The organism is Streptococcus nidrosiense, assembly GCF_042140045.1.
Lineage (GTDB): Bacteria > Bacillota > Bacilli > Lactobacillales > Streptococcaceae > Streptococcus > Streptococcus nidrosiense.
The window spans coordinates 467,626-487,070 of the sequence record NZ_CP152419.1 but is presented as its reverse complement, the minus strand read 5'-3'; the positions used below and the strand labels follow the sequence as shown (position 1 = coordinate 487,070).

The following is a 19,445-nucleotide window of genomic DNA, read 5'->3' as shown; positions in this document are numbered from 1 at the left end:
TCTCCTTATTCTGCTTCACGTTTTACGAATTTACATTTAACTGGCAATTTGTGGCTAGCAAGACGAAGCGCTTCGCGAGCGATCTCTTCAGATACACCAGCAACTTCAAACATTACTTTACCACGTTTAACTGGTGCTACCCAACCTTCAGGTGCCCCTTTACCAGATCCCATACGAACCCCGATAGCTTTAGCTGTGTATGATTTGTGTGGGAAGATTTTAATCCAAACTTTACCACCACGTTTCATGTAACGAGTCATGGCGATACGAGCAGCTTCGATTTGGCGGTTAGTGATCCAGTGGCTAGTTGTAGCTTGAAGACCGTATTCACCGAATGCTACTTCTTTTCCACCTTTAGCTTCACCGCGCATTTTACCACGGAATTCACGACGGTGTTTAACACGTTTAGGTACTAACATTGGTTATTTACCTCCTTTAGTGTTTTTACGAGCTGGAAGAACTTCACCACGGTAGATCCATACTTTAACACCAAGTTTACCGTATGTAGTGTCTGCTTCTTCCCAAGCGTAATCGATATCTGCACGAAGTGTGTGAAGTGGAACAGTTCCTTCAGAGTATCCTTCAGCACGGGCGATATCTGCACCGTTCAAACGACCTGATACTTGAGTTTTGATTCCTTTAGCTCCAGCACGCATAGCACGTTGGATTGCTTGTTTTTGTGCACGACGGAAAGCAACACGTTGCTCCAATTGACGAGCAATTCCTTCACCAACAAGGTGAGCATCCAAATCAGGTTGTTTGATTTCGATGATGTTGATGTGTACTTGTTTTCCAGTCAATTTGTTAAGTTTAGCACGGAGTGCATCAACGTTAGCACCACCTTTACCGATAACCATACCTGGTTTAGCAGTGTGAAGTGAAACGTTAACTTTGTTTACTGCGCGTTCAATTTCAATAGTTGAAACAGCTGCGTCAGCAAGTTCTTTTTGAACGAATTTACGGATTGCAAGATCTTCATGAAGGTAATCCGCGTATTCTTTTTCAGCATACCATTTGGCATCCCAATCACGGATGATGCCGACACGCATACCAATTGGATGTACTTTTTGACCCACGATTTTACCTCCTTATTTTTCTGCAACAGCTACAGTGATGTGAGCTGTACGTTTGTTGATTGGTGAAGCTGAACCTTTCGCACGTGGACGGAAACGTTTCATAGTTGGTCCTTCGTTTGCGAATGCTTCAGATACTACCAAGTTAGCTTTATCCAAACCAAAGTTGTTTTCAGCGTTAGCTACAGCTGAGTTCAAAACTTTCAAGATGATTTCAGCAGCTTTGTTTGGAGTGAATGTCAAAATTGCGATTGCATCGGCTACGCTTTTACCACGGATGTTGTCAAGAACAAGACGTGATTTACGAGGTGAAACACGTACTGTGCGAGCCATTGCTTTAGCTGAAGTAATTTCTGCCATTTATGTTCTCCTTATTTTCTACGTGTCTTCTTGTCGTCTGCGGCGTGACCTTTGTAAGTACGAGTTGGTGCGAATTCACCAAGTTTGTGACCTACCATGTCTTCTTGGATGTAAACAGGTACGTGTTTACGTCCATCATAAACTGCGATTGTGTAACCAATGAAACTTGGGAAGATCGTTGAACGACGTGACCAAGTTTTGATAACTTTTTTCTTTTCGTCGTTAGCTTGAGCTTCAACTTTTTTCATCAAATGCTCATCGACGAAAGGTCCTTTTTTAAGACTGCGTCCCATTTTTATATTTTCTCCTTTAAATTTTGTACCACAGCGGCTTGCGCTCACAAGGAGCGCTACCGAGCTGGCGGAATTTCCTAGTTGCTTAAGCGACTAGTTTTAAATTATTTCTCGTTGCGACGACGAACGATAAGTTTGTCAGATTTCGCTTTCTTGTTACGAGTTTTAAGACCAAGAGCAGGTTTGCCCCATGGAGTAGATGGTGCTTTACGACCAACTGGTGCTTTACCTTCACCACCACCGTGTGGGTGATCGTTAGGGTTCATTACAGAACCACGAACTGTTGGGCGGATACCTTTCCAACGGCTACGTCCTGCTTTACCAAGGTTTACAAGTCCATGTTGTTCGTTTCCGACAACACCAACTGTAGCACGACAAGTTCCAAGAATCATACGAACTTCGCCTGATTGAAGACGAACAAGAACGTATTTACCTTCTTGTCCCAATACTTGAGCAGAAGCTCCAGCAGCACGAACCAATTCACCACCACGACCTGGTTTCAACTCAATGTTGTGGACCAAAGTACCAACTGGGATGTTAGCAAGTGGAAGAGCGTTACCTACTTTGATATCTGCTTCAGGACCTGAAACGATACGTTGACCAACTTCAAGACCTTTTGGAGCGATGATGTATGCTTTCACACCGTCAGTGTAGTGTACAAGAGCGATGTTTGCAGAACGGTTTGGATCGTACTCGATAGTTTTAACAACTGCTTCAACGTTATCTTTGTTACGTTTGAAGTCAACCAAACGGTAGAAACGTTTGTGTCCACCACCTTGGTGACGAACTGTGATACGACCGTTGTTGTTACGACCAGCCTTGTTCTTCAAAGCAACAAGCAAAGTTTTTTCTGGTGTGCTTGTTGTGATTTCAGCGAAATCCAAAGAAGTCATATTACGGCGACCGTTTGTTGTTGGTTTATAAACACGAATTCCCACGATATTTCCTCCTTAGATTATTCAGCTTCAGCAGCAAACAACTCGATTGCTTTTGAATCAGCTGTAAGAGTGATGATAGCTTTTTTAGTTTTGTTAGTAAAACCAGTGTAACGCCCAACACGTTTAGCTTTAGGTTTTACGTTGATTGTGTTAACATTTGCAACTTTAACACCTTCGAAAGCAGCTTCAACAGCTTGCTTGATCAAAAGTTTGTGCGCACGAGTGTCAACTTCAAATACATATTTTCCTGCTTCAAGTTGAGCCATTGAGCTTTCAGTGATAACAGGTTTTTTGATAACATCATACAAATTCATTATGCAAGAACCTCCTCGATTTTAGAGATAGCTGCTTGAGTAACAAGAAGTTTGTCACTATTTGCGATGTCAAGAACACTTGCAGTTGTAGCAGTCGCAACTTTCACGTTTGGAAGGTTACGAGCTGAAAGAGCTGCGAATTCGTTTCCTTCTTCAAGAATAACAAGGACTTTAGAATCGATGCTCAAAGCTGCAAGAACTTTTGCAAATTCAGCAGTTTTTGGAGCTGTAAATTCAAGAGAATCAACGGCTACAAATTTGTTTTCAGCAACTTTTTCTGAGTAAACAGATTTTAGTGCAAGGCGACGAACTTTTTGAGGAAGTTTGTACGCATAGCTACGTGGAGTTGGTCCGAAGACGATTCCACCACCACGCCATTGTGGAGAGCGGATAGAACCTTGACGAGCACGTCCAGTTCCTTTTTGACGCCATGGTTTGCGTCCGCCACCTGAAACGGCTGAACGGTTTTTAACAGCGTGAGTTCCTTGACGAAGGCTAGCACGTTGGCTGATGATGACATCAAACACAACAGATTGGTTTGGTTCGATACCAAAGATTGCATCGTTAAGAACAACTTCGCCCGCTTGTTTACCAGTTTGGTCGAATAATGTTACATTTGCCATTTTGACTGTATTCCCCTTTCCTTATTATTTACCAGCTTTAACTGCTGATTTGATAGTGATAAGAGATTTCTTAGCACCTGGTACGTTACCTTTGATAAGGATAACGTTCTTTTCTGGAACAACTTGTACAACTTCAAGGTTTTGAATTGTTACACGGTCGCCACCCATACGTCCTGCAAGGTTTTTACCTTTGAATACGCGGTTAGGTGCAACAGGTCCCATAGAACCTGGGCGACGGTGGTAACGAGAACCGTGAGCCATAGGTCCACGTGATTGTCCGTGGCGTTTGATAACACCTTGGAAACCTTTACCTTTAGAAGTACCAGTTACGTCAACAACATCTCCAGCTGCGAAAGTTTCAACTGTGATTTCAGCTCCAACTTCCAAGCCTTCAACGTTTTTGAATTCACGAATGAAGCGCTTAGGAGCCGTGTTAGCTTTTGCTACATGTCCTTTAGCAGGTTTGTTGCTCAATACTTCGCGTTTGTCATCGAAACCAACTTGGATAGCGTTGTATCCGTCTGTTTCAACAGTTTTAACTTGAAGAACAACGTTTGGAGTTGCTTCAATAACTGTTACAGGGATCAATTCGCCAGCTTCAGTGAAGATTTGAGTCATTCCCACTTTTTTCCCTAAGATTCCTTTTGTCATGAGAAAATAGTTCCTTTTCTATATTTTTTATTCAAAAAGTTTTTAACGAGCGTTTTTTATGCTCAAGTTATCAAGCTTTAAATTAAAGTTTGATTTCTACGTTTACACCACTTGGAAGATCCAATTTCATCAAAGCGTCAACTGTTTTTTGAGTTGGGTTAACGATATCGATCAAACGTTTGTGTGTACGCATTTCAAATTGTTCGCGAGAGTCTTTGTATTTGTGAGTCGCACGAATGATTGTGTAGAGGCTACGCTCAGTTGGAAGTGGGATTGGACCCGCAACTTGTGCACCTGTACGAGTAGCTGATTCTACGATTTTTGCAGCCGCTGTGTCAAGCGTACGGTGTTCGTAAGCTTTCAAACGGATACGGATTTTTTTGTTTGCCATCTTTTTCTCCTTTTCGTCTATTTAAGATAATAGGCTAGCTCCACAAGAAAACCGACGCGCGTTGCGTGGCAATGCAACCGAGCGTGTCGCAACCTCTTGCATCAAAGCTAAAGCTGTAATTTACAGCACCATAATAGAATAACACAAAGCCCCTGCGATTGCAAGGGATTTGACAGGATTTTTTTAATTTTTCGAATGAAACTGTTTTCTTATTCCATTTTAATAATTTTGCATATTTAAGTGCTGGATTATCTGACTTTTCTTCTATATAATTTTAGTTTTAATTTGAAATTTATCATCTGATTGATCTACCAAGATATCTGCTCTTGATTCGGTTTCTTTATAGTATTGTAGATACTGCATCCGTCTCATCTGTTGACTAGCCAATATAAATTTTGTATCACGATTTCTCACAGTCGTATCTCGAGCTAGTCGCCTCTTTAATTCGGTATCCTCATCTGTGTAGAATCAAATGGTTTTGTCAAAGAGTTCCTTGGGCAGAAAACCCACAGACATCCCTTCGACTATCAGAATTGGTTTTGCTCCCGATAAGACCTCACTAGCCTTCCAAGGTTCTTCTATTGTCAAAACATCCATACCCGCCTGCAAAGCGAGGATATCTCTTTGTAAACTTGCCAGCTCATGCGCTACTGGTAAACATGCTGTCACCTTTTGGTCCGGTGTCTCTTTAGGTACCACTAAATGTCGTTCCGAAGTAATATAGGGATCTGTCTCTAGTAAATTTACCTTTTTGAAATCAAGTTCTTGGTACAATTCTTGAGCAAAAGTTGATTTCCCTGAAGCTCCATGACCGTAAATACCCAGCGTTTTTACTTTTCCAGACTCTATTTCTGATACTAGTCTTTCTACTAACTCTTTTTTCTTCATTCTCTCTTCACCTGTTCATAGCTTTGCTTCCCATCATTAAGCTTGTCCCAAATAACTACTTTTCCACTTTGGAGAGACTTTTGCACATCGATAATCCGTTGGTTGGAAGAGCCACGGAACTGAAGCATAAGATTTCTTTTGCTTTTGTCATACCGACCATCGACAAGGATGTCAATCAATGATAAAAGTTCTAGCTTATCTGGAGTTTCTAACAGCATTTCTTCCCAGGTGTAGCCTGTCCAGGACCAGATATCTTTTTCTGGCAATTCCTTACGAATGCGTTTTACGAGAGGTAAGATTATACCTGTATTGAGGAAAGGCTCTCCTCCTAATAAAGTCAATCCTTGAACATAGGGTTGGGCCAGATCTGCCATGATTTGTTCTTCTAACTCTGGCGTATACGGGATACCAGCATTGAAAGACCAGGTCGCAACATTATAACAGCCCTCGCAGTGAAACATACAACCTGCTACATAGAGAGAATTGCGCACCCCCTCTCCATCGACAAAGTTAAAAGCCTTATAGTCAATGATACGCCCTTGACTGAGTTCTTCACTCTTCCACTCGCCAGGCTTTGGTGTATTCCATGTCATCCTTCTACTCCAACTCTATCCAATAGCGCTCCGTTCCACTACGAACATCCTCATAGACACCACCGTTAGCTAAAATAACAGCTCGGCTGGCAGGATTTTCCGTGCTACAAGTCACCAGAGCTCGTTTAATATTCTTTTCCTTGGCAATTTGTAGACCTTGTCGGAGGGACTCTTTGGCGTAGCCCTTGCCTCTTTCTGATGGACGAATGGAGTAGCCAATGTGGCCAGCATAATTCAGTAAACCCTCATTCAGTCTCAATCGCAGATTCAAAAATCCTAGAGCTTGACCTACAGCATCAAATGATACAAATTGAATAGAAGGAACACGATTTTCAGGCAAATTTATTCCCATTTCTTTATTAAGGTTAGTTTCTAGCCAATTCTCGTAAGAAAAACCCTCAGCATCCCAAAAGCCACCGTCGTGGGCTGATTGGTTCTTTTCAAACTCTGCCATCATCTCTAAAACTGTTTCTTTATCTGCTAATCTTGGTCTGCGTAGTTCCATATTCCCCTCCCCGCTATAGGAAAAGCGAGAGGCAATTCTCACTTTTTCTTGTTTTTTGTTTAAAAACTGTTCTCTAAGGCTAGCTACTCGGTCTTTTTTGCTGCTTCCACCTTTCGAATGCTTTTCGTGGAATCGTTGGACCAAGGCCTTACCTTTATCGTCTAATTGATATTTTCCCATTCTTTTTCTTTCTAATTTCTTACTTCATGTCCTGCTGTTTTGATAGTAGAACCGTTCAGTTGTTTGACACGCGCAGCAATTTCCTTATGACGTCCGTTGACCATCGGCCGAGCTTGTGGGTTTCCAAGATAGCCACAAGTTTGTTTAACAACATCTACTGTTTAAAGTTAAAAGCCTTATAGTCAATGATACGCCCTTGACTGAGTTCTTCACTCTTCCACTCGCCTGGTTTTGGTGTATTCCATGTCATGCTTTCTACTCCAAGTCTATCCAATACCGCTCCGTTCCATTTCGAACATCCTCTAACTGCCCACCATTAGCTAAGATAACAGCTCGGCTGGTAGGATTTTCCGTGCTACAAGTCACCAGAGCACGATGGATGTTCTTTTCCTTGGCAATTTGCAAGCCCTGACGGAGAGCTTCCTTAGCATAACCTTTACCTCTTTCAGATGGGCGAATAGAATATCCTATATTCCCTGCATAATTCAGCAGTCCCTCATTCAGTCTCAATCGTAAATTTAAAAAACCTAAAGCATGGCCTGATTCATCAAACAATACGAACTGAATTGATGGAACGCGATTTTCCAGCAATCCTATTCCCATTTCTTTATTTCGGCCAGTTTCTAGCCAGTCCTCGTAAGAGAAATTCTCAATATCCCAAAATCCGCCATTGTGGGTCGATTGGGTCTCTTCAAACTCCTCTATCATATCTACAACAGCTTCCTTATCTGCCAATGTTGGTCTGCGTAATATCATCTTTACCTCCAGCTAAGAGAAAAGCGAGAGCGGACTCTCACTTTTTTTATTCTTATTTAAAAATTGCTCTCTTAGGCTAGCCACTCGGTCTTTTTTATTGACTCCACCCTTTGAATGTTTTTCGTGGAATCGTTGAACCAAGGCCTTGCCCTTATCATCTAATTGATATTTTCCCATTCTATCTCTTTCTAATTTCTTACTTCATGTCCTGCTGTTTTAATAGTTGAACCGTTCATATGTTTGACACGTGCTGCGATTTCCTTGTGACGACCGTTGACCATCGGACGCGCTTGTGGGTTTCCAAGATATCCGCAGGTTCGTTTAACCACATCTACTGTTTTAGGATCGCTATTACCACAGTTGGGACAAGCAAAGCCTCTCTCAGTTGGATCAAAATCTCCTTCAAAATCACACTTGTAGCAACGATCAATCGGAGTATTAGTTCCTAGATAACCTACTCGATCATAAGCATAGTCCCAAACAGCTTCCAAGGCCTTTGGATTTTGTTGAAGAACTGGGTACTCACAGTAATGGATAAAGCCACCTGATGCACCCGCTTCTGGATAAACCTTCTCGAAGTCCAATTTTTCAAAAGGAGTTGGATTTTTACGCACATCATAATGGAAGGAATTTGTGTAGTACTCTTTATCCGTTATATCTGGAATAGAACCGAATTTCTCTGTATCCAAACGACAGAAACGGTCCGTTAAACTTTCAGATGGTGTTGAATAAATTGAGAAGTGATAGCCATATTGGTCTGACCACTCTTCTACTCGATGTTTCATATCTCGAATGATATCAAGGGTGAATTCTTTAGCTTCTGGATTGGTTTCCCAATTGTTGCCAAAAAAGACTGTTGCCACCTCATAAAGTCCAATGTAGCCAAGCGAAACAGTAGCACGACGGTTCTTAAAGAGTTTGTCAACACTTTCTTCTTTTCCGAGACGGCGTCCGAAGGCTCCATATTGATAAAGAATTGGTGCATTAGCTGGAGTGGCTTCCTTGGTTCTTTCCACACGATAAACTAGAGCATCTTCTGCGATATTCATACGTTCGTTGAAAATTTCCCAGAACTTGTTCAAGTCGCCTTCAGATTCAAGGGCAATACGAGGAAGATTGACCGTCACGACACCTAGATTCATACGGCCAGAGTTAACTTCAACTCCATTTTCATCCTTCCATCCTTGAAGGAATGAACGACATCCCATCGGAACTTTGAAAGAACCTGTCAACTCAATAATCTTATCATAAGACAAGACATCTGGATACATGCGCTTAGTTGCACACTCAAGGGCCAACTGCTTGATATCGTAGTTAGGAGAACCTTCCTCCAAGTTAAGTCCTCTTTTAAGAGTGAAGATCAATTTAGGGAAGATAGCTGTACGATGTTCTGAACCAAGCCCCTTGATTCGAATGTTCAAGATAGCCTTTTGAATTTCTCGTTCAAAACGATTGGTTCCTAGACCGAAACCAAGGGAAGTAAATGGCGTTTGACCATTTGAAGTGAAGAGGGTATTGATTTCATACTCCAATGATTGCATAGCATCATAGATGTCTTTTTGGGTTTTCTTCCAAGCATATTCTTCGCGTTTATCAGGTAGGACCCATTCCTCAGCATCCTTGAGGTGTTTTTGGTAATTTTTTTCTGCATAAGGAGCCAAGACTTCATCAATACGGTCTGCTGAACAGCCTCCATACTGGCTTGATGCAACGTTGGCGATGATTTGTGAAATCTGCGCTGTCGCAGTTTGGATAGACTTGGGGCTCTCTACCTCAGCATTCCCAATCTTAAAACCATTTTCCAACATCCCCTTGAAATCAATCAGACAGCAGTTGGTCATCGGGGTGTAAGGGCTATAGTCCAAATCGTGATAGTGGATATCCCCTTTTTGGTGGGCATTAGCTACATGCTTAGGAAGCATTTGAAGACCGATTGATTTCCCAACAATCCCCGCCGTCAAATCACGCTGGGTATTAAAAACATCACTATCTTTATTAGCATTCTCATTGACAACTGCCTGGTCTTTGTTGAGAAGTTTATGGATACTGAAGTTGATATCTGTTGCTTTTGAGCGCTCAAAATCCCTTTGAGTTCGATAAGTGATATATTCCTCTGCCAAGGCATATTCTTTAGCTTCCAATAACTCATGTTCTACGATGTTTTGGATTTCATAGATTTTTACACCTTGAGGAAAGCGACTATGAACCTCTTCTACAATACGTTCAATTAGAGTATTAAGACGCTTTTCTACCAAGGGGGTTACATCCATGACTTTTTCTGCAGCCTTGTGTAAGGCTTTATCAATCTTATCCACATCAAAAATGACGCGTCTACCGTCGCGCTTTTCAACGAATAAGGTTGGATCAGGGCTTATTTTCTCTTCTAATACAATCATATCCAGGCTCTTTTCTAAAACTATTATCTAAAAAGTATTATATCACTAAAAAAATAAAAATCAATATCTAGTGTCAAAATTCCTATTTTCATAAAATTTACACTAGATATTGATTATTTTATTTTAATTTGTAAAGTTTAAAGTCTTTGAATTCACTTTGAACTGGTTGGTAGCTTTCTGCTAGAAGCTGTTCCACTTCCGTCCAGAGAGCTGTTTTGGTATTGACCACAATCACTTTAGGCTGATTATCACGTAAATCATTGACAAGTTTGCTACGATTTGCATCAAGGCCAGTATATAATTTTGGTGATAGCAACTGACTAGCTGCTAAACGTTCACTAGTCTTATAACCACTAGTAAGATCATCCCATATATAAATACGATCGGTTGCCTGTGTTTGTCCTTTAACCGTAGTTTCCATACGAGCACGTTCTTGATATTGTTCTGAGTGAAGAACATAACGGGCTACCAGAGGAGTCAAAAATAGGTAGGCCAAAGCTAAAACTGGCAAATAGACATTACCCTGAAGAAATACTGCCCATATTGAGGGTACTTCTCGATGTTTTCTACGACGATTAGCTCCTTCTAATTTCCCAGTTCGAATATGAGTCAATAAAAGAATGGACAAGAAAGGAAGGAACTCAGCTATACGACTACCGTGAATCGGTTCTGTAGAGAAAATTTCCAATCCTAGTAACAATAGGATCGCTACTGAAGTAAAAATAGATAAGACGTATTGCTTGGTTGGTTTAGACTGGAAGAGTCCTGTAAATACGAGCCTTAAGCCTCCAAGACCAATTGTTAACAATCCATAAAAAAGGAGGTTGTCCAGTAAGGCTGGATTGGACATAAATTTCAAACTATCTACTGGATAGAGGATCTGACTGATAGCGTTCCCAAAACTCCCATTATAAGCCGTATAGTAACCAATTGGATAAAAGAAGAACGAGAATCCAAGACCAGCTGCAAAGAATTGATAGAGCCCATGAACCAAGCGACCACGCCCAATATTAAAGGCTAACAAAGCAAAGAATAAGACTAGAGCATATAAAGTTGTGACGAGAGGGGCGAAGAAAAATGCTAGAGCCAGGCTAATCCCAATACGCACGAAACCTTTGTCATGATTATACTCTACCAAATACCTAGTTACTAAACTGAGAGCGTAAAACAGGAATGGAAGGGCCAAAATAGTGGCATTGCCACCGCCAAAGCTAAGTCCTCCAGCAAGAAGATAAAAGATGGTCAACACTTGTTGCGACTGCTTGTTCTCCTCCGTCAAGGTATAAGTTGAACGGAAAAGAAAAATCCCAGCACCCACTAGAGCAAGCCAAGTCAAGGCTGCAAACAAAATACTACCCTTGCTTAGATACTGTAAAAAGTAATAGAGAAGACCACTTGTTCCAAAATAGTCTGTGTAGATATCTCCCCCCTGGTGCATAGCCCATCCGATATAAAAATCTTGTGCCTGCTCTGGGCTAGTTAGTCCTAGCAAGAAAGGAAGAACTACAGATACAAGTACAACTAGAGTGCTCCAGATTAGGATCTTAAATAATGGTAAGGGAGCAAATGAACTTGGTTCATCCTCGAAGCGCTCCTCTTTCCCAACTAAATCATCCTGAATTCCCGTCCAAGATGGAGTTGGTTCCTCTTCTAATCTGCCATATACGTTCATTCATTCTCTCCTATGTTTTAATTTGTTCTAGTATATCAAAAAGTCTAAATCTTGTCAGCCTGTGGTGGCCATTTGTCTAACTTTTGACAGAGACTAGCGAAGCGTTCAATCTCATAAAAACGATGATAGGAAGCATTTTTATAGTGGTCTAAAAAATTTTTTTCTTCTACCGTCAGCATGGTCATTCCTCCTTTTCTCTTTATTCGAAAATGGAGGACGATTCTATCAAAAAAGCTGAATTCCCAAAAGAGAATTCAGCACTTTGTCTTTAGTCAGCCTTTTTTTCTAAATTTTTTGAAATGCTTCGATTTTTACCTTCCAGATACACCATAAGAATGGAGATATCTGCTGGGTTAACTCCAGAAATACGGCTAGCTTGGCCGATAGTTTCCGGATTGATGAGTTTGAACTTCTGGCGAGCTTCTGTCGCAATGGAATCAATGTCATCCCAGTCGATGTTGGCTGGAATACGTTTTTCTTCCATGCGTTTCATCTTGGCAACCTGATCCATGGCTTTTGAGATGTAGCCTTCGTACTTGATTTCCGTTTCAATCAATTCGATAATCTTGTCATCTAACTCTTCAGCAGCAGGCCCGATAAAGGCCACCACATCTTGGTAAGAGACTTCTGGGCGACGGAGAAATTCCTTGGCTGTTACTGCATCAGTCAATGGTTTGAAGCCCATCGCTTCAACCTTAGCGTTGGTTTCCTTGACTGGCTTGAGTTTGATGCTGTCCAAACGCTTCATCTCATTGTCAAATTGATTTTTCTTGATTTCAAAACGAGCCCAACGTTCATCATCCACAAGACCAATCTCGCGTCCCATCTCTGTCAAACGCATATCGGCATTGTCATGACGAAGAATGAGGCGATATTCAGCACGACTGGTCAAGAGACGGTAAGGTTCAATGGTTCCCTTGGTCACCAAGTCATCAATCATGACCCCGATATAACCGTCACTGCGCTTCAAAATTAACTCAGGCTTACCTTGGATTTTCAGAGCTGCGTTGATACCAGCGATAATCCCTTGTCCAGCAGCTTCTTCATATCCAGATGTACCATTTGTCTGGCCAGCTGTGAAAAGTCCTGAGATTTTCTTGGTTTCCAGAGTCGCACGCAACTGGTGTGGTAAGATCATATCATACTCAATGGCATAACCTGTACGCATCATTTCTGCATTTTCAAGACCTTTGATGGAATGCACCAGCTCACGCTGGACATCCTCAGGCAGACTTGTTGAAAGACCTTGGACATAGATTTCCTCTGTATTGCGCCCTTCTGGCTCAAGGAAGAGTTGGTGACGTTCCTTGTCTGCAAAACGCACAATCTTGTCCTCAATCGACGGACAGTAACGAGGCCCTACTCCCTTGACCACACCTGTAAACATAGGCGCACGGTGGAGGTTGTTTTGGATAATCTCATGGCTGGTACCATTGGTATAGGTCAACCAGCATGGAACTTGGTCTTTGACATAGTCCTCATCACGTGAAGTGTATGAGAAGTGATTTGGCGCTTCGTCTCCTGGCTGAATCTCTGTCACATCGTAGTTGATAGAGGAAGCCTTGACACGTGGAGGCGTCCCTGTCTTGAAACGACCGATTTCGAGGCCCAATTCCTTGAGGTTGTCAGCTAGATTAATAGAAGCTAGACTGTGGTTTGGTCCTGATGAGTACTTGAGATCTCCGATGATAATTTCCCCGCGGAGGGCTGTCCCTGTCGTCACAATAACAGCCTTAGCAGCATACTCTTGATGGGTCGCAGTACGCACACCAACTACCTTGCCATCTTCTACCAGAATCTCATCAATCATTGTCTGGCGAAGGGTGAGATTTTCTTGATTTTCAACCATTTTGCGCATTTCCTTAGAGTAAAGCTCCTTGTCAGCCTGCGCACGAAGAGCTCGAACTGCTGGACCTTTCCCAGTGTTAAGCATCTTCATCTGGATGTAAGTCTTGTCAATGGTCTTGGCCATTTCCCCACCGAGAGCGTCGACTTCACGCACAACAATTCCCTTGGCAGAACCACCGATAGAGGGATTACATGGCATGAAAGCCAACATTTCAATGTTGATAGTCGCAAGCAAGACCTTGCAACCCATACGGCTAGCTGCTAGGGATGCTTCTACCCCCGCGTGTCCCGCACCGATAACTATAATATCGTATTCTTCCGTAAAATTATAAGTCATTTCTTAACCTTTCAAAAATTTCTCGCAAATAAGGAACTATCTTCTCCTCCTCTAGAGCTTGATCCATAGTAACCCATTTAAAGTGTGTATGCTCTTCAGGATCTAACCTGATAATTGGCTTCTCCCCAACCCACTCTGCTTTATAAACTAAGCGAGTAAAGACAGTATCCTTAGAGGTATCCAGTTGACTATCTTCGTGAAGAAGCTGGAGCGAACTGCTGTCTAGCTTAACTCCCGCTTCTTCAACACATTCTCTAAGAGCTCCATCTCGCGGAAGTTCACCCTTTTCAACCCCGCCACCAGGAATATCCCAGTAAGTTGGATAAACGTTGGGTTGTCCTCTTTTAATTTCCGAACGCTGAATGAGCAAATAATCATCACCACTATGAACAAGTACATGGGCAATAAGCTTAACCATCATTTTCTCTCCTATTCCTCAAGATGGATGTGTCGTAATTGTCCGTCCCAATTTGGTAAGGTCGTTTTTAAAAATGCCGGCTTCAGATTAATAGTATGTAGGTCATTTAAAGCAAGCCACCGGCAAGGTAATGGCTTCGCATCTTCTTGCATGGTTAACGGTGCATCTTCCAGCAAGTCCACTAAATAATGGAATTCGATATTATGATAGTGGACCCCAGCTTGTTCAAAGCGGTTTTCAACAATGAAAGCTAACTGAACAGCTTTAGATGCGACACCAAGTTCTTCCTTTACTTCTCGAACCACAGCATCTTCAGTAGCTTCATCCACTTGAATGGCACCTCCAATTGTATAAAAGCCATCCTCATCTTCTACGACTAACAAGCGATTGTCTTTTACAATCAAAGCTGTCGCCCGAACGCCAAAAACCGTATTTCCCACTTTTGTCCGAAAGTCTTGTTGAGTCATTTTTGTCCTTTCCTTAAACGACACAAAAACAGTCAAAACTCGTAAGAAGTGCAGGACAAAAAAGCCTGCAACATCCATGAGCTTTGACCATCATTTCTATTGCTTTTATTATTGTAGCAAATTGAGAAAATTTGTCAATCTAAATGTACTATGATTGGCGAATTGCTTCAAAAGCTCCTTTGTCAATCTCAACTGGGTCAGAGAAGGCATCCAGAACAATCCCTCTCACAGGAAAACTCTCCATCCCTTCCGCAGCAAACAAACAGTCCGTAAGAGGCAATTGCAACCAAGAAAATCGGTCATAATAGTTCTTGGGGATGTCCTGAATTTCTAAGAAGCAAGGATAAAAGTAGTCATCTCCCTTTTGCAGAATATCCGGTTTTAGGCGAGCGCCTTCTTGTTCGTCACTCTCATCCATCAGATAAGGATTGAAGGGAACCCAGACTCTAGCTTGCTTCAATTCCTTAAACAAGGCCTCTATCGACTCTGTCGTTTTCTCCCTCAAATACTCTTTTTTATAGTCCGAGAGAGTCATTGACTTCTCTTTTTTAGCCGTTTTTTTCTTAAAAAACTGAAACATTCTCATTCCTCTTAGAAGCTCTTAAATGTACTGACAAACCTTGCCATCACGGTAGGCATTGTCAATCAAGCCTCCACCGAGACACTCTTCACCGTCATAAAAGACAACTGCCTGTCCTGGTGTAATGGCGCGCTGAGGTTCTGCAAAGATGACCTCTGCCTTGTCTCCTTTGACATGGACGATCACTTTAGAGTCAGGCTGACGGTAGCGGAATTTAGCCGTGCATTCTAGCGTAAATTCCTCTGGCATATCACGAGTAAAGTGGACTTGACTAGCCTCTAAGCTTGTTGACATGAGCGAATCATGGTAGAATCCTTGGCCTACATAGAGAATATTCTGGCTCAAATCTTTACCGACAACAAACCAAGGTGCATTGTCACCACCGTGTTGCCCACCGATCCCGAGTCCGCCACGCTGACCGATTGTATAGTACATAAGACCAGCATGCTCTCCCATATCGCGACCATCCACAGTCATCATGCGACCAGGCTGAGCTGGTAAGTAGTTGCTGAGAAATTCTTTAAAGTTCTTTTCTCCGATAAAGCAAATTCCTGTTGAGTCTTTCTTCTTAGCAGTCGCAAGACCTGCTTCTTCTGCTAGTCTGCGAACTTCAGGTTTTTCCAAATGTCCCAAAGGGAACATAGTCTTTTGGAGTTGTTCTTGCGAAAGTTGGCTGAGGAAATAGGTCTGATCCTTGCCATTGTCCACGCCACGAAGCATGTGAACGATGCCATCCTCATCACGCGCCACACGGGCATAGTGCCCAGTCGCTACATAGTCTGCTCCCAAGGTCATGGCATAGTCCAAAAAGGCCTTAAACTTGATTTCCTTGTTACACATAACGTCTGGATTTGGGGTGCGCCCTGCACGGTATTCCGCTAGGAAATACTCAAAAACGCGGTCCCAATACTCTTTTTCAAAATTGACAGAGTAGTAGGGAATGCCAATCTGGTCTGCCACCGCAGCCACATCCTTGTAATCTTCGGTCGCCGTACAGACGCCGTTTTCATCTGTGTCGTCCCAGTTCTTCATGAAGATACCGATCACATCGTAGCCCTGCTCCTTGAGAAGAAGAGCCGTCACCGACGAATCAACACCACCACTCATTCCCACGACAACACGTGTTTTAGAGTTATCACTCATGGTAGTTCTCCCATCTATTCGTTTATTCACGATTGAAGGTCGTGTGTGCTTCACGATTGAAGGTCGCTTGAGCAGTATTCATTATAACACGCTTGCTAAGAGAAGACAAGAAAGAGGCTGACAATCTATCAACCTCTGGTTTTATTGATAAAAACTTTAGTCATCATCGTCTCTATAAAAATATTTTCTATACACCCTTGATAACACCAAAATTAATGCCAATATCATGCCAAGAGCCACAATAATAGAATTTATTAGATTTATTTTAGTATGTCCAATCACTAGTCCAATAATTGGACTAGTAGACATGCTTAGATATAATAAAAATGACAAAAAATGAATTTCACCAATCCCAGCAAAAAAATGTTTCATTTTAACTATCCCAATTTTACCTTTCGTTTTAATAATCAACTAGCAAATCTATTGACTTCTCTTTTTTTGAAAAATCTTGATAGCAAATTTACTCCACTTAAAGCCACTAAGATTTCAAGCGTCAGAATTTCTCCAAGAAAAAAATGCAAACTGACAAAGTTCCTGCTAAAACACTATCCTCCCAGCAAATAGAGAGTCAGCAAAAATAAAACAACCGAAATTGGCAGGAAAGCAGCTCGTTTTGTTTTACAAAAAATGGCATAACAAAGACTACCTATCGAAAACGTCATAATAACTTCAATAGTTATCTTTAGAGCAGGGTAATATATATTTTTAATAAAAAGAATTAAAAGGATAAAAAATACCAATGAACAAAGAACGGATTTGATATAAAATTTTAAATGAATCATAATTTATTTTTTAGATTCTACCTACTATAGATAAAATCACCTTTCTTATTTTCTTCTCATGATATCCACTTTAATGTCTTGATTAGAACTTCTGTGAATATAAATATGGTAAATGAAAAATCAGGATTCTAACTAAAAGCAATTGATGAAATAAGCAAATCTTACAGCAAATTAAATTTATCCAGAAGCTCTCATGTAATGATTTTAAATCCTAATGAATCTAATCAATGCAGATTTTATTTTGACAGTAGTTCTATAACAACTCTAAATAACACTGGTGTTGCTAGAATCAAAATAACCCCTGCCACAAAGACAATGATTACCCGAAATAGATCTTTATTTTTACGCATTGAAACAACCTCCAATCTATTATTTTCTAGCTACATGATACCTCTTATTTACTTTCTATATTCTTATGATACAATATATTTAATAAAATTCAATTTATTGTTAACTTTTTTCACGAAAAGGAGAAAACATGCGTTATGATTTCGGAAAAGTATATAAAGACATACGTGAGTCAAAAGGATTGACCCAAGAAGAGGTCTGTGGAAAGGTCCTTTCAAGAACCAGTCTTTCCAAGTTTGAAAGTGGCAAGGCAACTCCAAAATATGAAAACATGGAGTTTCTTCTCCATCAAGTCAATATGAGTTTTGAAGAGTTTGAATACATCTGCCATCTCTATCAGCCAAGCCAGCGAACAGAAATCATGCAAACCTATCTCAATACGAGTTCCATCTTTGGTACCAGTAGTCTAGTCAATTTATTTGAAACATGCCAAGACTATCTCAAGGTCTATCACGATCTCCCTATAAAGGAAATCAGAGATATGCTGGAAGTTGTCATTTATATCCGTCAACATGGAACAGGACAGCTTTCAATCCAAGTGGAACAAACGGTCAAAAAGCTTTGGGAAAAAATTGAAAAACAAGATACATGGTATGAAAGCGACCTAAAAATCCTCAACACCATACTTTTTAGCTTTCCCATCGAACACCTCCACCTCATCACTGAACAAATCTTGCAGCGCTTGGAAGAATATAAAAACTATCGACATTTATATGAATTACGAATGGCAATCCTACTCAATCTGTCCACCATTTACTTGTACAACCAAGATAAAAATACCTGTCAACAAATCTGCTACACCTTACTAGAGGACGCTAAGAAAAAGAAAAGATACGATATTTTAGCAATCACTTATGTTCGAATAGGTATTTGTACTAGTAATGAACATCTTATTCAAAAGGGCTTCTCCCTTCTGGAGTTAACTGATGAAACAACCATGCTATCTCACCTCAAAAATGAAGTAGAGACCTGTTATCAAGCAAAGGAAATATAAAAAAAGTCGAGGAAATCCCTCGATTTTTGCATCTTATTTTGTTCGTCAGTTCTTAGTACCAACCGTTGTTAAGCCAGAAGTTCTTAGCAGCTGTCCATGAACCGTAACGTCCTGCTACATAAGCATCTGCTACACGTTCTTGGTTTTCTGCTGAGTAGTCACCGTTCAAGTATGAATCTGTCAATTGGTAACGTCCGATGTAACGGCCGTTTGTAGCTGTGTAGCTACCGCCTGATTCTTTTTGAGCGATCCATTCTTTAGCTTCTGCTTCAGATCCGCTTACAGTTGAAGTTGATGCTGAAGTTTCTGTTGTAGCAACAGTTTCTTCTGCTACAGTTACGCTTGCTGCTGGTGCTTCATAAGTTGTTGTTTCAGTAGCTGCAGGTGCTGCTACTGGAGCTTCTGCTGTCGTAGCTGAAGTTGCTGGTGCTTCACCATCAATAACCAATACTTGGTCTACATAGATCAAATGAATATCTTTAATCTTATTTTTTTCTGCCAATTTTTCAACAGTTGTATTGTATTTTTCAGCGATTCCTGATAGAGTGTCACCTGATTTTACTGTGTAAGTTGTTGTTTCTTGTGCAAAAGTAAGTGATGGTGCAAGGAAAGCAAGCGCTGCTGCTACTCCTACAAGTCCTGTTTTAATTTTGTTAGTTGTTGATTTCATATTAAAAGATTCTCCTTCTTTCTTATATTTCCATCATACCCTACTATTATTACTGTTTCTTGACGGTTTTATGTAGAAATGTTACAAGACTATGTTTTATTTCACTTAAATAGCCTCTTTTTGTTACAAAAGGCTTGATTTTATAGGCTTTATGGGGAGTTTAGATATTTTATCATGGAATTGAGCGCTTGCATCTAATCTTTGATATAATAGAGTTAAGAATCT

General features: G+C 41.0%; 24 protein-coding genes and 2 pseudogenes. 1 reads left to right on the top strand and 25 read right to left on the bottom strand.

The window, feature by feature from the left end:
- Positions 1-5: 5 nt before the first annotated feature.
- The 24 genes and pseudogenes from rplP to AAFQ93_RS02255 all read right to left on the bottom strand — a co-directional run bounded on the left by rplP (position 6) and on the right by AAFQ93_RS02255 (position 16,798).
- Positions 6-419, bottom strand: coding sequence for a 50S ribosomal protein L16 (gene rplP / locus AAFQ93_RS02370; RefSeq protein ID WP_000960948.1), 414 nt, complete (start codon positions 417-419; stop codon positions 6-8).
- 3 nt (positions 420-422) lie between these two features.
- Complete coding sequence (rpsC, locus tag AAFQ93_RS02365) at positions 423-1,076, bottom strand: 30S ribosomal protein S3 (RefSeq protein ID WP_000529936.1); 654 nt, start codon at positions 1,074-1,076, stop codon at positions 423-425.
- Between the two features lie 12 nt (positions 1,077-1,088).
- Entirely contained in the window at positions 1,089-1,433 is a 345-nt protein-coding gene (gene rplV, locus AAFQ93_RS02360) for a 50S ribosomal protein L22 (protein ID WP_000818137.1), read from the bottom strand.
- Between the two features lie 11 nt (positions 1,434-1,444).
- Positions 1,445-1,726, bottom strand: a complete 282-nt coding sequence (gene rpsS, locus AAFQ93_RS02355) for a 30S ribosomal protein S19 (RefSeq protein ID WP_000533766.1) — start codon at positions 1,724-1,726, stop codon at positions 1,445-1,447.
- A 104-nt stretch (positions 1,727-1,830) separates the two neighbouring features.
- The gene (gene rplB, locus AAFQ93_RS02350; protein ID WP_000512914.1) at positions 1,831-2,664 is read right to left on the bottom strand and encodes a 50S ribosomal protein L2; all 834 of its coding nucleotides are present in this window, start codon (positions 2,662-2,664) and stop codon (positions 1,831-1,833) included.
- 17 nt (positions 2,665-2,681) lie between these two features.
- Positions 2,682-2,978 (bottom strand): 50S ribosomal protein L23, encoded by a 297-nt coding sequence (locus tag AAFQ93_RS02345; RefSeq protein ID WP_001055347.1) that lies wholly within the window; start codon positions 2,976-2,978, stop codon positions 2,682-2,684.
- A complete protein-coding gene (rplD, locus tag AAFQ93_RS02340) occupies positions 2,978-3,601 on the bottom strand; it encodes a 50S ribosomal protein L4 (RefSeq protein WP_000024549.1) in 624 nt (207 codons plus the stop codon). Before rplD ends, AAFQ93_RS02345 begins: the two co-directional genes overlap by 1 nt.
- Before the next feature lie 24 nt (positions 3,602-3,625).
- Positions 3,626-4,252, bottom strand: a complete 627-nt coding sequence (rplC, locus tag AAFQ93_RS02335; RefSeq protein ID WP_000160197.1) for a 50S ribosomal protein L3 — start codon at positions 4,250-4,252, stop codon at positions 3,626-3,628.
- Positions 4,253-4,334: 82 nt separating this feature from the next.
- Positions 4,335-4,643, bottom strand: a complete 309-nt coding sequence (rpsJ, locus tag AAFQ93_RS02330; RefSeq protein WP_001284513.1) for a 30S ribosomal protein S10 — start codon at positions 4,641-4,643, stop codon at positions 4,335-4,337.
- Between the two features lie 264 nt (positions 4,644-4,907).
- Positions 4,908-5,531: pseudogene (locus AAFQ93_RS02325) on the bottom strand (uridine kinase).
- The gene (nrdG, locus tag AAFQ93_RS02320) at positions 5,528-6,124 is read right to left on the bottom strand and encodes an anaerobic ribonucleoside-triphosphate reductase activating protein (RefSeq protein ID WP_223140413.1); all 597 of its coding nucleotides are present in this window, start codon (positions 6,122-6,124) and stop codon (positions 5,528-5,530) included. Before nrdG ends, AAFQ93_RS02325 begins: the two are co-directional and overlap by 4 nt.
- A 4-nt stretch (positions 6,125-6,128) precedes the next feature.
- Entirely contained in the window at positions 6,129-6,629 is a 501-nt protein-coding gene (locus AAFQ93_RS02315) for a GNAT family N-acetyltransferase (RefSeq protein ID WP_223140412.1), read from the bottom strand.
- Positions 6,630-6,972: 343 nt separating this feature from the next.
- Positions 6,973-7,059, bottom strand: a pseudogene (locus AAFQ93_RS02310) (anaerobic ribonucleoside-triphosphate reductase activating protein); the annotation flags it as partial.
- Between the two features lie 5 nt (positions 7,060-7,064).
- Entirely contained in the window at positions 7,065-7,565 is a 501-nt protein-coding gene (locus tag AAFQ93_RS02305) for a GNAT family N-acetyltransferase (protein WP_375555500.1), read from the bottom strand.
- Positions 7,566-7,577: 12 nt separating this feature from the next.
- Positions 7,578-7,742, bottom strand: a complete 165-nt coding sequence (locus AAFQ93_RS02300) for a hypothetical protein (protein ID WP_375555499.1) — start codon at positions 7,740-7,742, stop codon at positions 7,578-7,580.
- An 11-nt stretch (positions 7,743-7,753) separates the two neighbouring features.
- The gene (gene nrdD / locus AAFQ93_RS02295; RefSeq protein WP_375555498.1) at positions 7,754-9,961 is read right to left on the bottom strand and encodes an anaerobic ribonucleoside-triphosphate reductase; all 2,208 of its coding nucleotides are present in this window, start codon (positions 9,959-9,961) and stop codon (positions 7,754-7,756) included.
- Between the two features lie 118 nt (positions 9,962-10,079).
- Positions 10,080-11,633, bottom strand: a complete 1,554-nt coding sequence (locus AAFQ93_RS02290; RefSeq protein WP_375555497.1) for a damage-inducible protein CinA — start codon at positions 11,631-11,633, stop codon at positions 10,080-10,082.
- 44 nt (positions 11,634-11,677) lie between these two features.
- Positions 11,678-11,812 (bottom strand): hypothetical protein, encoded by a 135-nt coding sequence (locus AAFQ93_RS02285; RefSeq protein WP_261674327.1) that lies wholly within the window; start codon positions 11,810-11,812, stop codon positions 11,678-11,680.
- An 89-nt stretch (positions 11,813-11,901) separates the two neighbouring features.
- A complete protein-coding gene (mnmG, locus tag AAFQ93_RS02280) occupies positions 11,902-13,818 on the bottom strand; it encodes a tRNA uridine-5-carboxymethylaminomethyl(34) synthesis enzyme MnmG (RefSeq protein ID WP_375555496.1) in 1,917 nt (638 codons plus the stop codon).
- Positions 13,808-14,239, bottom strand: a complete 432-nt coding sequence (locus AAFQ93_RS02275) for an NUDIX hydrolase (RefSeq protein WP_375555495.1) — start codon at positions 14,237-14,239, stop codon at positions 13,808-13,810. Before AAFQ93_RS02275 ends, mnmG begins: the two co-directional genes overlap by 11 nt.
- 8 nt (positions 14,240-14,247) lie before the next feature.
- On the bottom strand, positions 14,248-14,703 hold the full coding sequence (locus AAFQ93_RS02270) for an NUDIX hydrolase (RefSeq protein ID WP_375555494.1): 456 nt from the start codon (positions 14,701-14,703) through the stop codon (positions 14,248-14,250).
- Positions 14,704-14,851: 148 nt separating this feature from the next.
- Positions 14,852-15,283: an SseB family protein gene (locus AAFQ93_RS02265; protein WP_375555493.1), complete on the bottom strand. Its 432-nt coding sequence runs from the start codon at positions 15,281-15,283 to the stop codon at positions 14,852-14,854.
- Positions 15,284-15,304: 21 nt separating this feature from the next.
- Positions 15,305-16,426 (bottom strand): tRNA 2-thiouridine(34) synthase MnmA, encoded by a 1,122-nt coding sequence (gene mnmA / locus AAFQ93_RS02260; protein WP_375555492.1) that lies wholly within the window; start codon positions 16,424-16,426, stop codon positions 15,305-15,307.
- Positions 16,427-16,582: 156 nt separating this feature from the next.
- Positions 16,583-16,798, bottom strand: a complete 216-nt coding sequence (locus AAFQ93_RS02255) for a hypothetical protein (RefSeq protein ID WP_375555767.1) — start codon at positions 16,796-16,798, stop codon at positions 16,583-16,585.
- A gap of 888 nt (positions 16,799-17,686) precedes the next feature.
- Here AAFQ93_RS02255 and AAFQ93_RS02250 point away from each other — a divergent pair.
- Positions 17,687-18,550: a helix-turn-helix domain-containing protein gene (locus AAFQ93_RS02250; RefSeq protein ID WP_375555491.1), complete on the top strand. Its 864-nt coding sequence runs from the start codon at positions 17,687-17,689 to the stop codon at positions 18,548-18,550.
- 52 nt (positions 18,551-18,602) lie between these two features.
- On the opposite strand, the gene AAFQ93_RS02245 is transcribed toward AAFQ93_RS02250, so the two are convergent.
- Positions 18,603-19,220, bottom strand: a complete 618-nt coding sequence (locus AAFQ93_RS02245; protein ID WP_375555490.1) for a LysM peptidoglycan-binding domain-containing protein — start codon at positions 19,218-19,220, stop codon at positions 18,603-18,605.
- Positions 19,221-19,445: the final 225 nt, after the last annotated feature.

What these genes read in the sequence shown, in the direction of transcription:
- nrdG (WP_223140413.1), bottom strand. Translation starts at nt 6,124, where the DNA reads ATGACATGGAATACACCAAAGCCTGGCGAGTGGAAGAGTGAAGAACTC.
- rplP (WP_000960948.1), bottom strand. Translation starts at nt 419, where the DNA reads ATGTTAGTACCTAAACGTGTTAAACACCGTCGTGAATTCCGTGGTAAA.
- AAFQ93_RS02245 (WP_375555490.1), bottom strand. Translation starts at nt 19,220, where the DNA reads ATGAAATCAACAACTAACAAAATTAAAACAGGACTTGTAGGAGTAGCA.
- mnmG (WP_375555496.1), bottom strand. Translation starts at nt 13,818, where the DNA reads ATGACTTATAATTTTACGGAAGAATACGATATTATAGTTATCGGTGCG.
- AAFQ93_RS02290 (WP_375555497.1), bottom strand. Translation starts at nt 11,633, where the DNA reads ATGAACGTATATGGCAGATTAGAAGAGGAACCAACTCCATCTTGGACG.
- mnmA (WP_375555492.1), bottom strand. Translation starts at nt 16,426, where the DNA reads ATGAGTGATAACTCTAAAACACGTGTTGTCGTGGGAATGAGTGGTGGT.
- AAFQ93_RS02305 (WP_375555500.1), bottom strand. Translation starts at nt 7,565, where the DNA reads ATGATATTACGCAGACCAACATTGGCAGATAAGGAAGCTGTTGTAGAT.
- AAFQ93_RS02265 (WP_375555493.1), bottom strand. Translation starts at nt 15,283, where the DNA reads ATGTTTCAGTTTTTTAAGAAAAAAACGGCTAAAAAAGAGAAGTCAATG.
- rpsS (WP_000533766.1), bottom strand. Translation starts at nt 1,726, where the DNA reads ATGGGACGCAGTCTTAAAAAAGGACCTTTCGTCGATGAGCATTTGATG.
- rplD (WP_000024549.1), bottom strand. Translation starts at nt 3,601, where the DNA reads ATGGCAAATGTAACATTATTCGACCAAACTGGTAAACAAGCGGGCGAA.
- rplC (WP_000160197.1), bottom strand. Translation starts at nt 4,252, where the DNA reads ATGACAAAAGGAATCTTAGGGAAAAAAGTGGGAATGACTCAAATCTTC.
- AAFQ93_RS02255 (WP_375555767.1), bottom strand. Translation starts at nt 16,798, where the DNA reads ATGAAACATTTTTTTGCTGGGATTGGTGAAATTCATTTTTTGTCATTT.
- rplV (WP_000818137.1), bottom strand. Translation starts at nt 1,433, where the DNA reads ATGGCAGAAATTACTTCAGCTAAAGCAATGGCTCGCACAGTACGTGTT.
- AAFQ93_RS02345 (WP_001055347.1), bottom strand. Translation starts at nt 2,978, where the DNA reads ATGAATTTGTATGATGTTATCAAAAAACCTGTTATCACTGAAAGCTCA.
- AAFQ93_RS02275 (WP_375555495.1), bottom strand. Translation starts at nt 14,239, where the DNA reads ATGATGGTTAAGCTTATTGCCCATGTACTTGTTCATAGTGGTGATGAT.
- AAFQ93_RS02300 (WP_375555499.1), bottom strand. Translation starts at nt 7,742, where the DNA reads ATGGGAAAATATCAATTAGATGATAAGGGCAAGGCCTTGGTTCAACGA.
- AAFQ93_RS02270 (WP_375555494.1), bottom strand. Translation starts at nt 14,703, where the DNA reads ATGACTCAACAAGACTTTCGGACAAAAGTGGGAAATACGGTTTTTGGC.
- AAFQ93_RS02315 (WP_223140412.1), bottom strand. Translation starts at nt 6,629, where the DNA reads ATGGAACTACGCAGACCAAGATTAGCAGATAAAGAAACAGTTTTAGAG.
- AAFQ93_RS02250 (WP_375555491.1), top strand. Translation starts at nt 17,687, where the DNA reads ATGCGTTATGATTTCGGAAAAGTATATAAAGACATACGTGAGTCAAAA.
- nrdD (WP_375555498.1), bottom strand. Translation starts at nt 9,961, where the DNA reads ATGATTGTATTAGAAGAGAAAATAAGCCCTGATCCAACCTTATTCGTT.
- AAFQ93_RS02285 (WP_261674327.1), bottom strand. Translation starts at nt 11,812, where the DNA reads ATGCTGACGGTAGAAGAAAAAAATTTTTTAGACCACTATAAAAATGCT.
- rpsJ (WP_001284513.1), bottom strand. Translation starts at nt 4,643, where the DNA reads ATGGCAAACAAAAAAATCCGTATCCGTTTGAAAGCTTACGAACACCGT.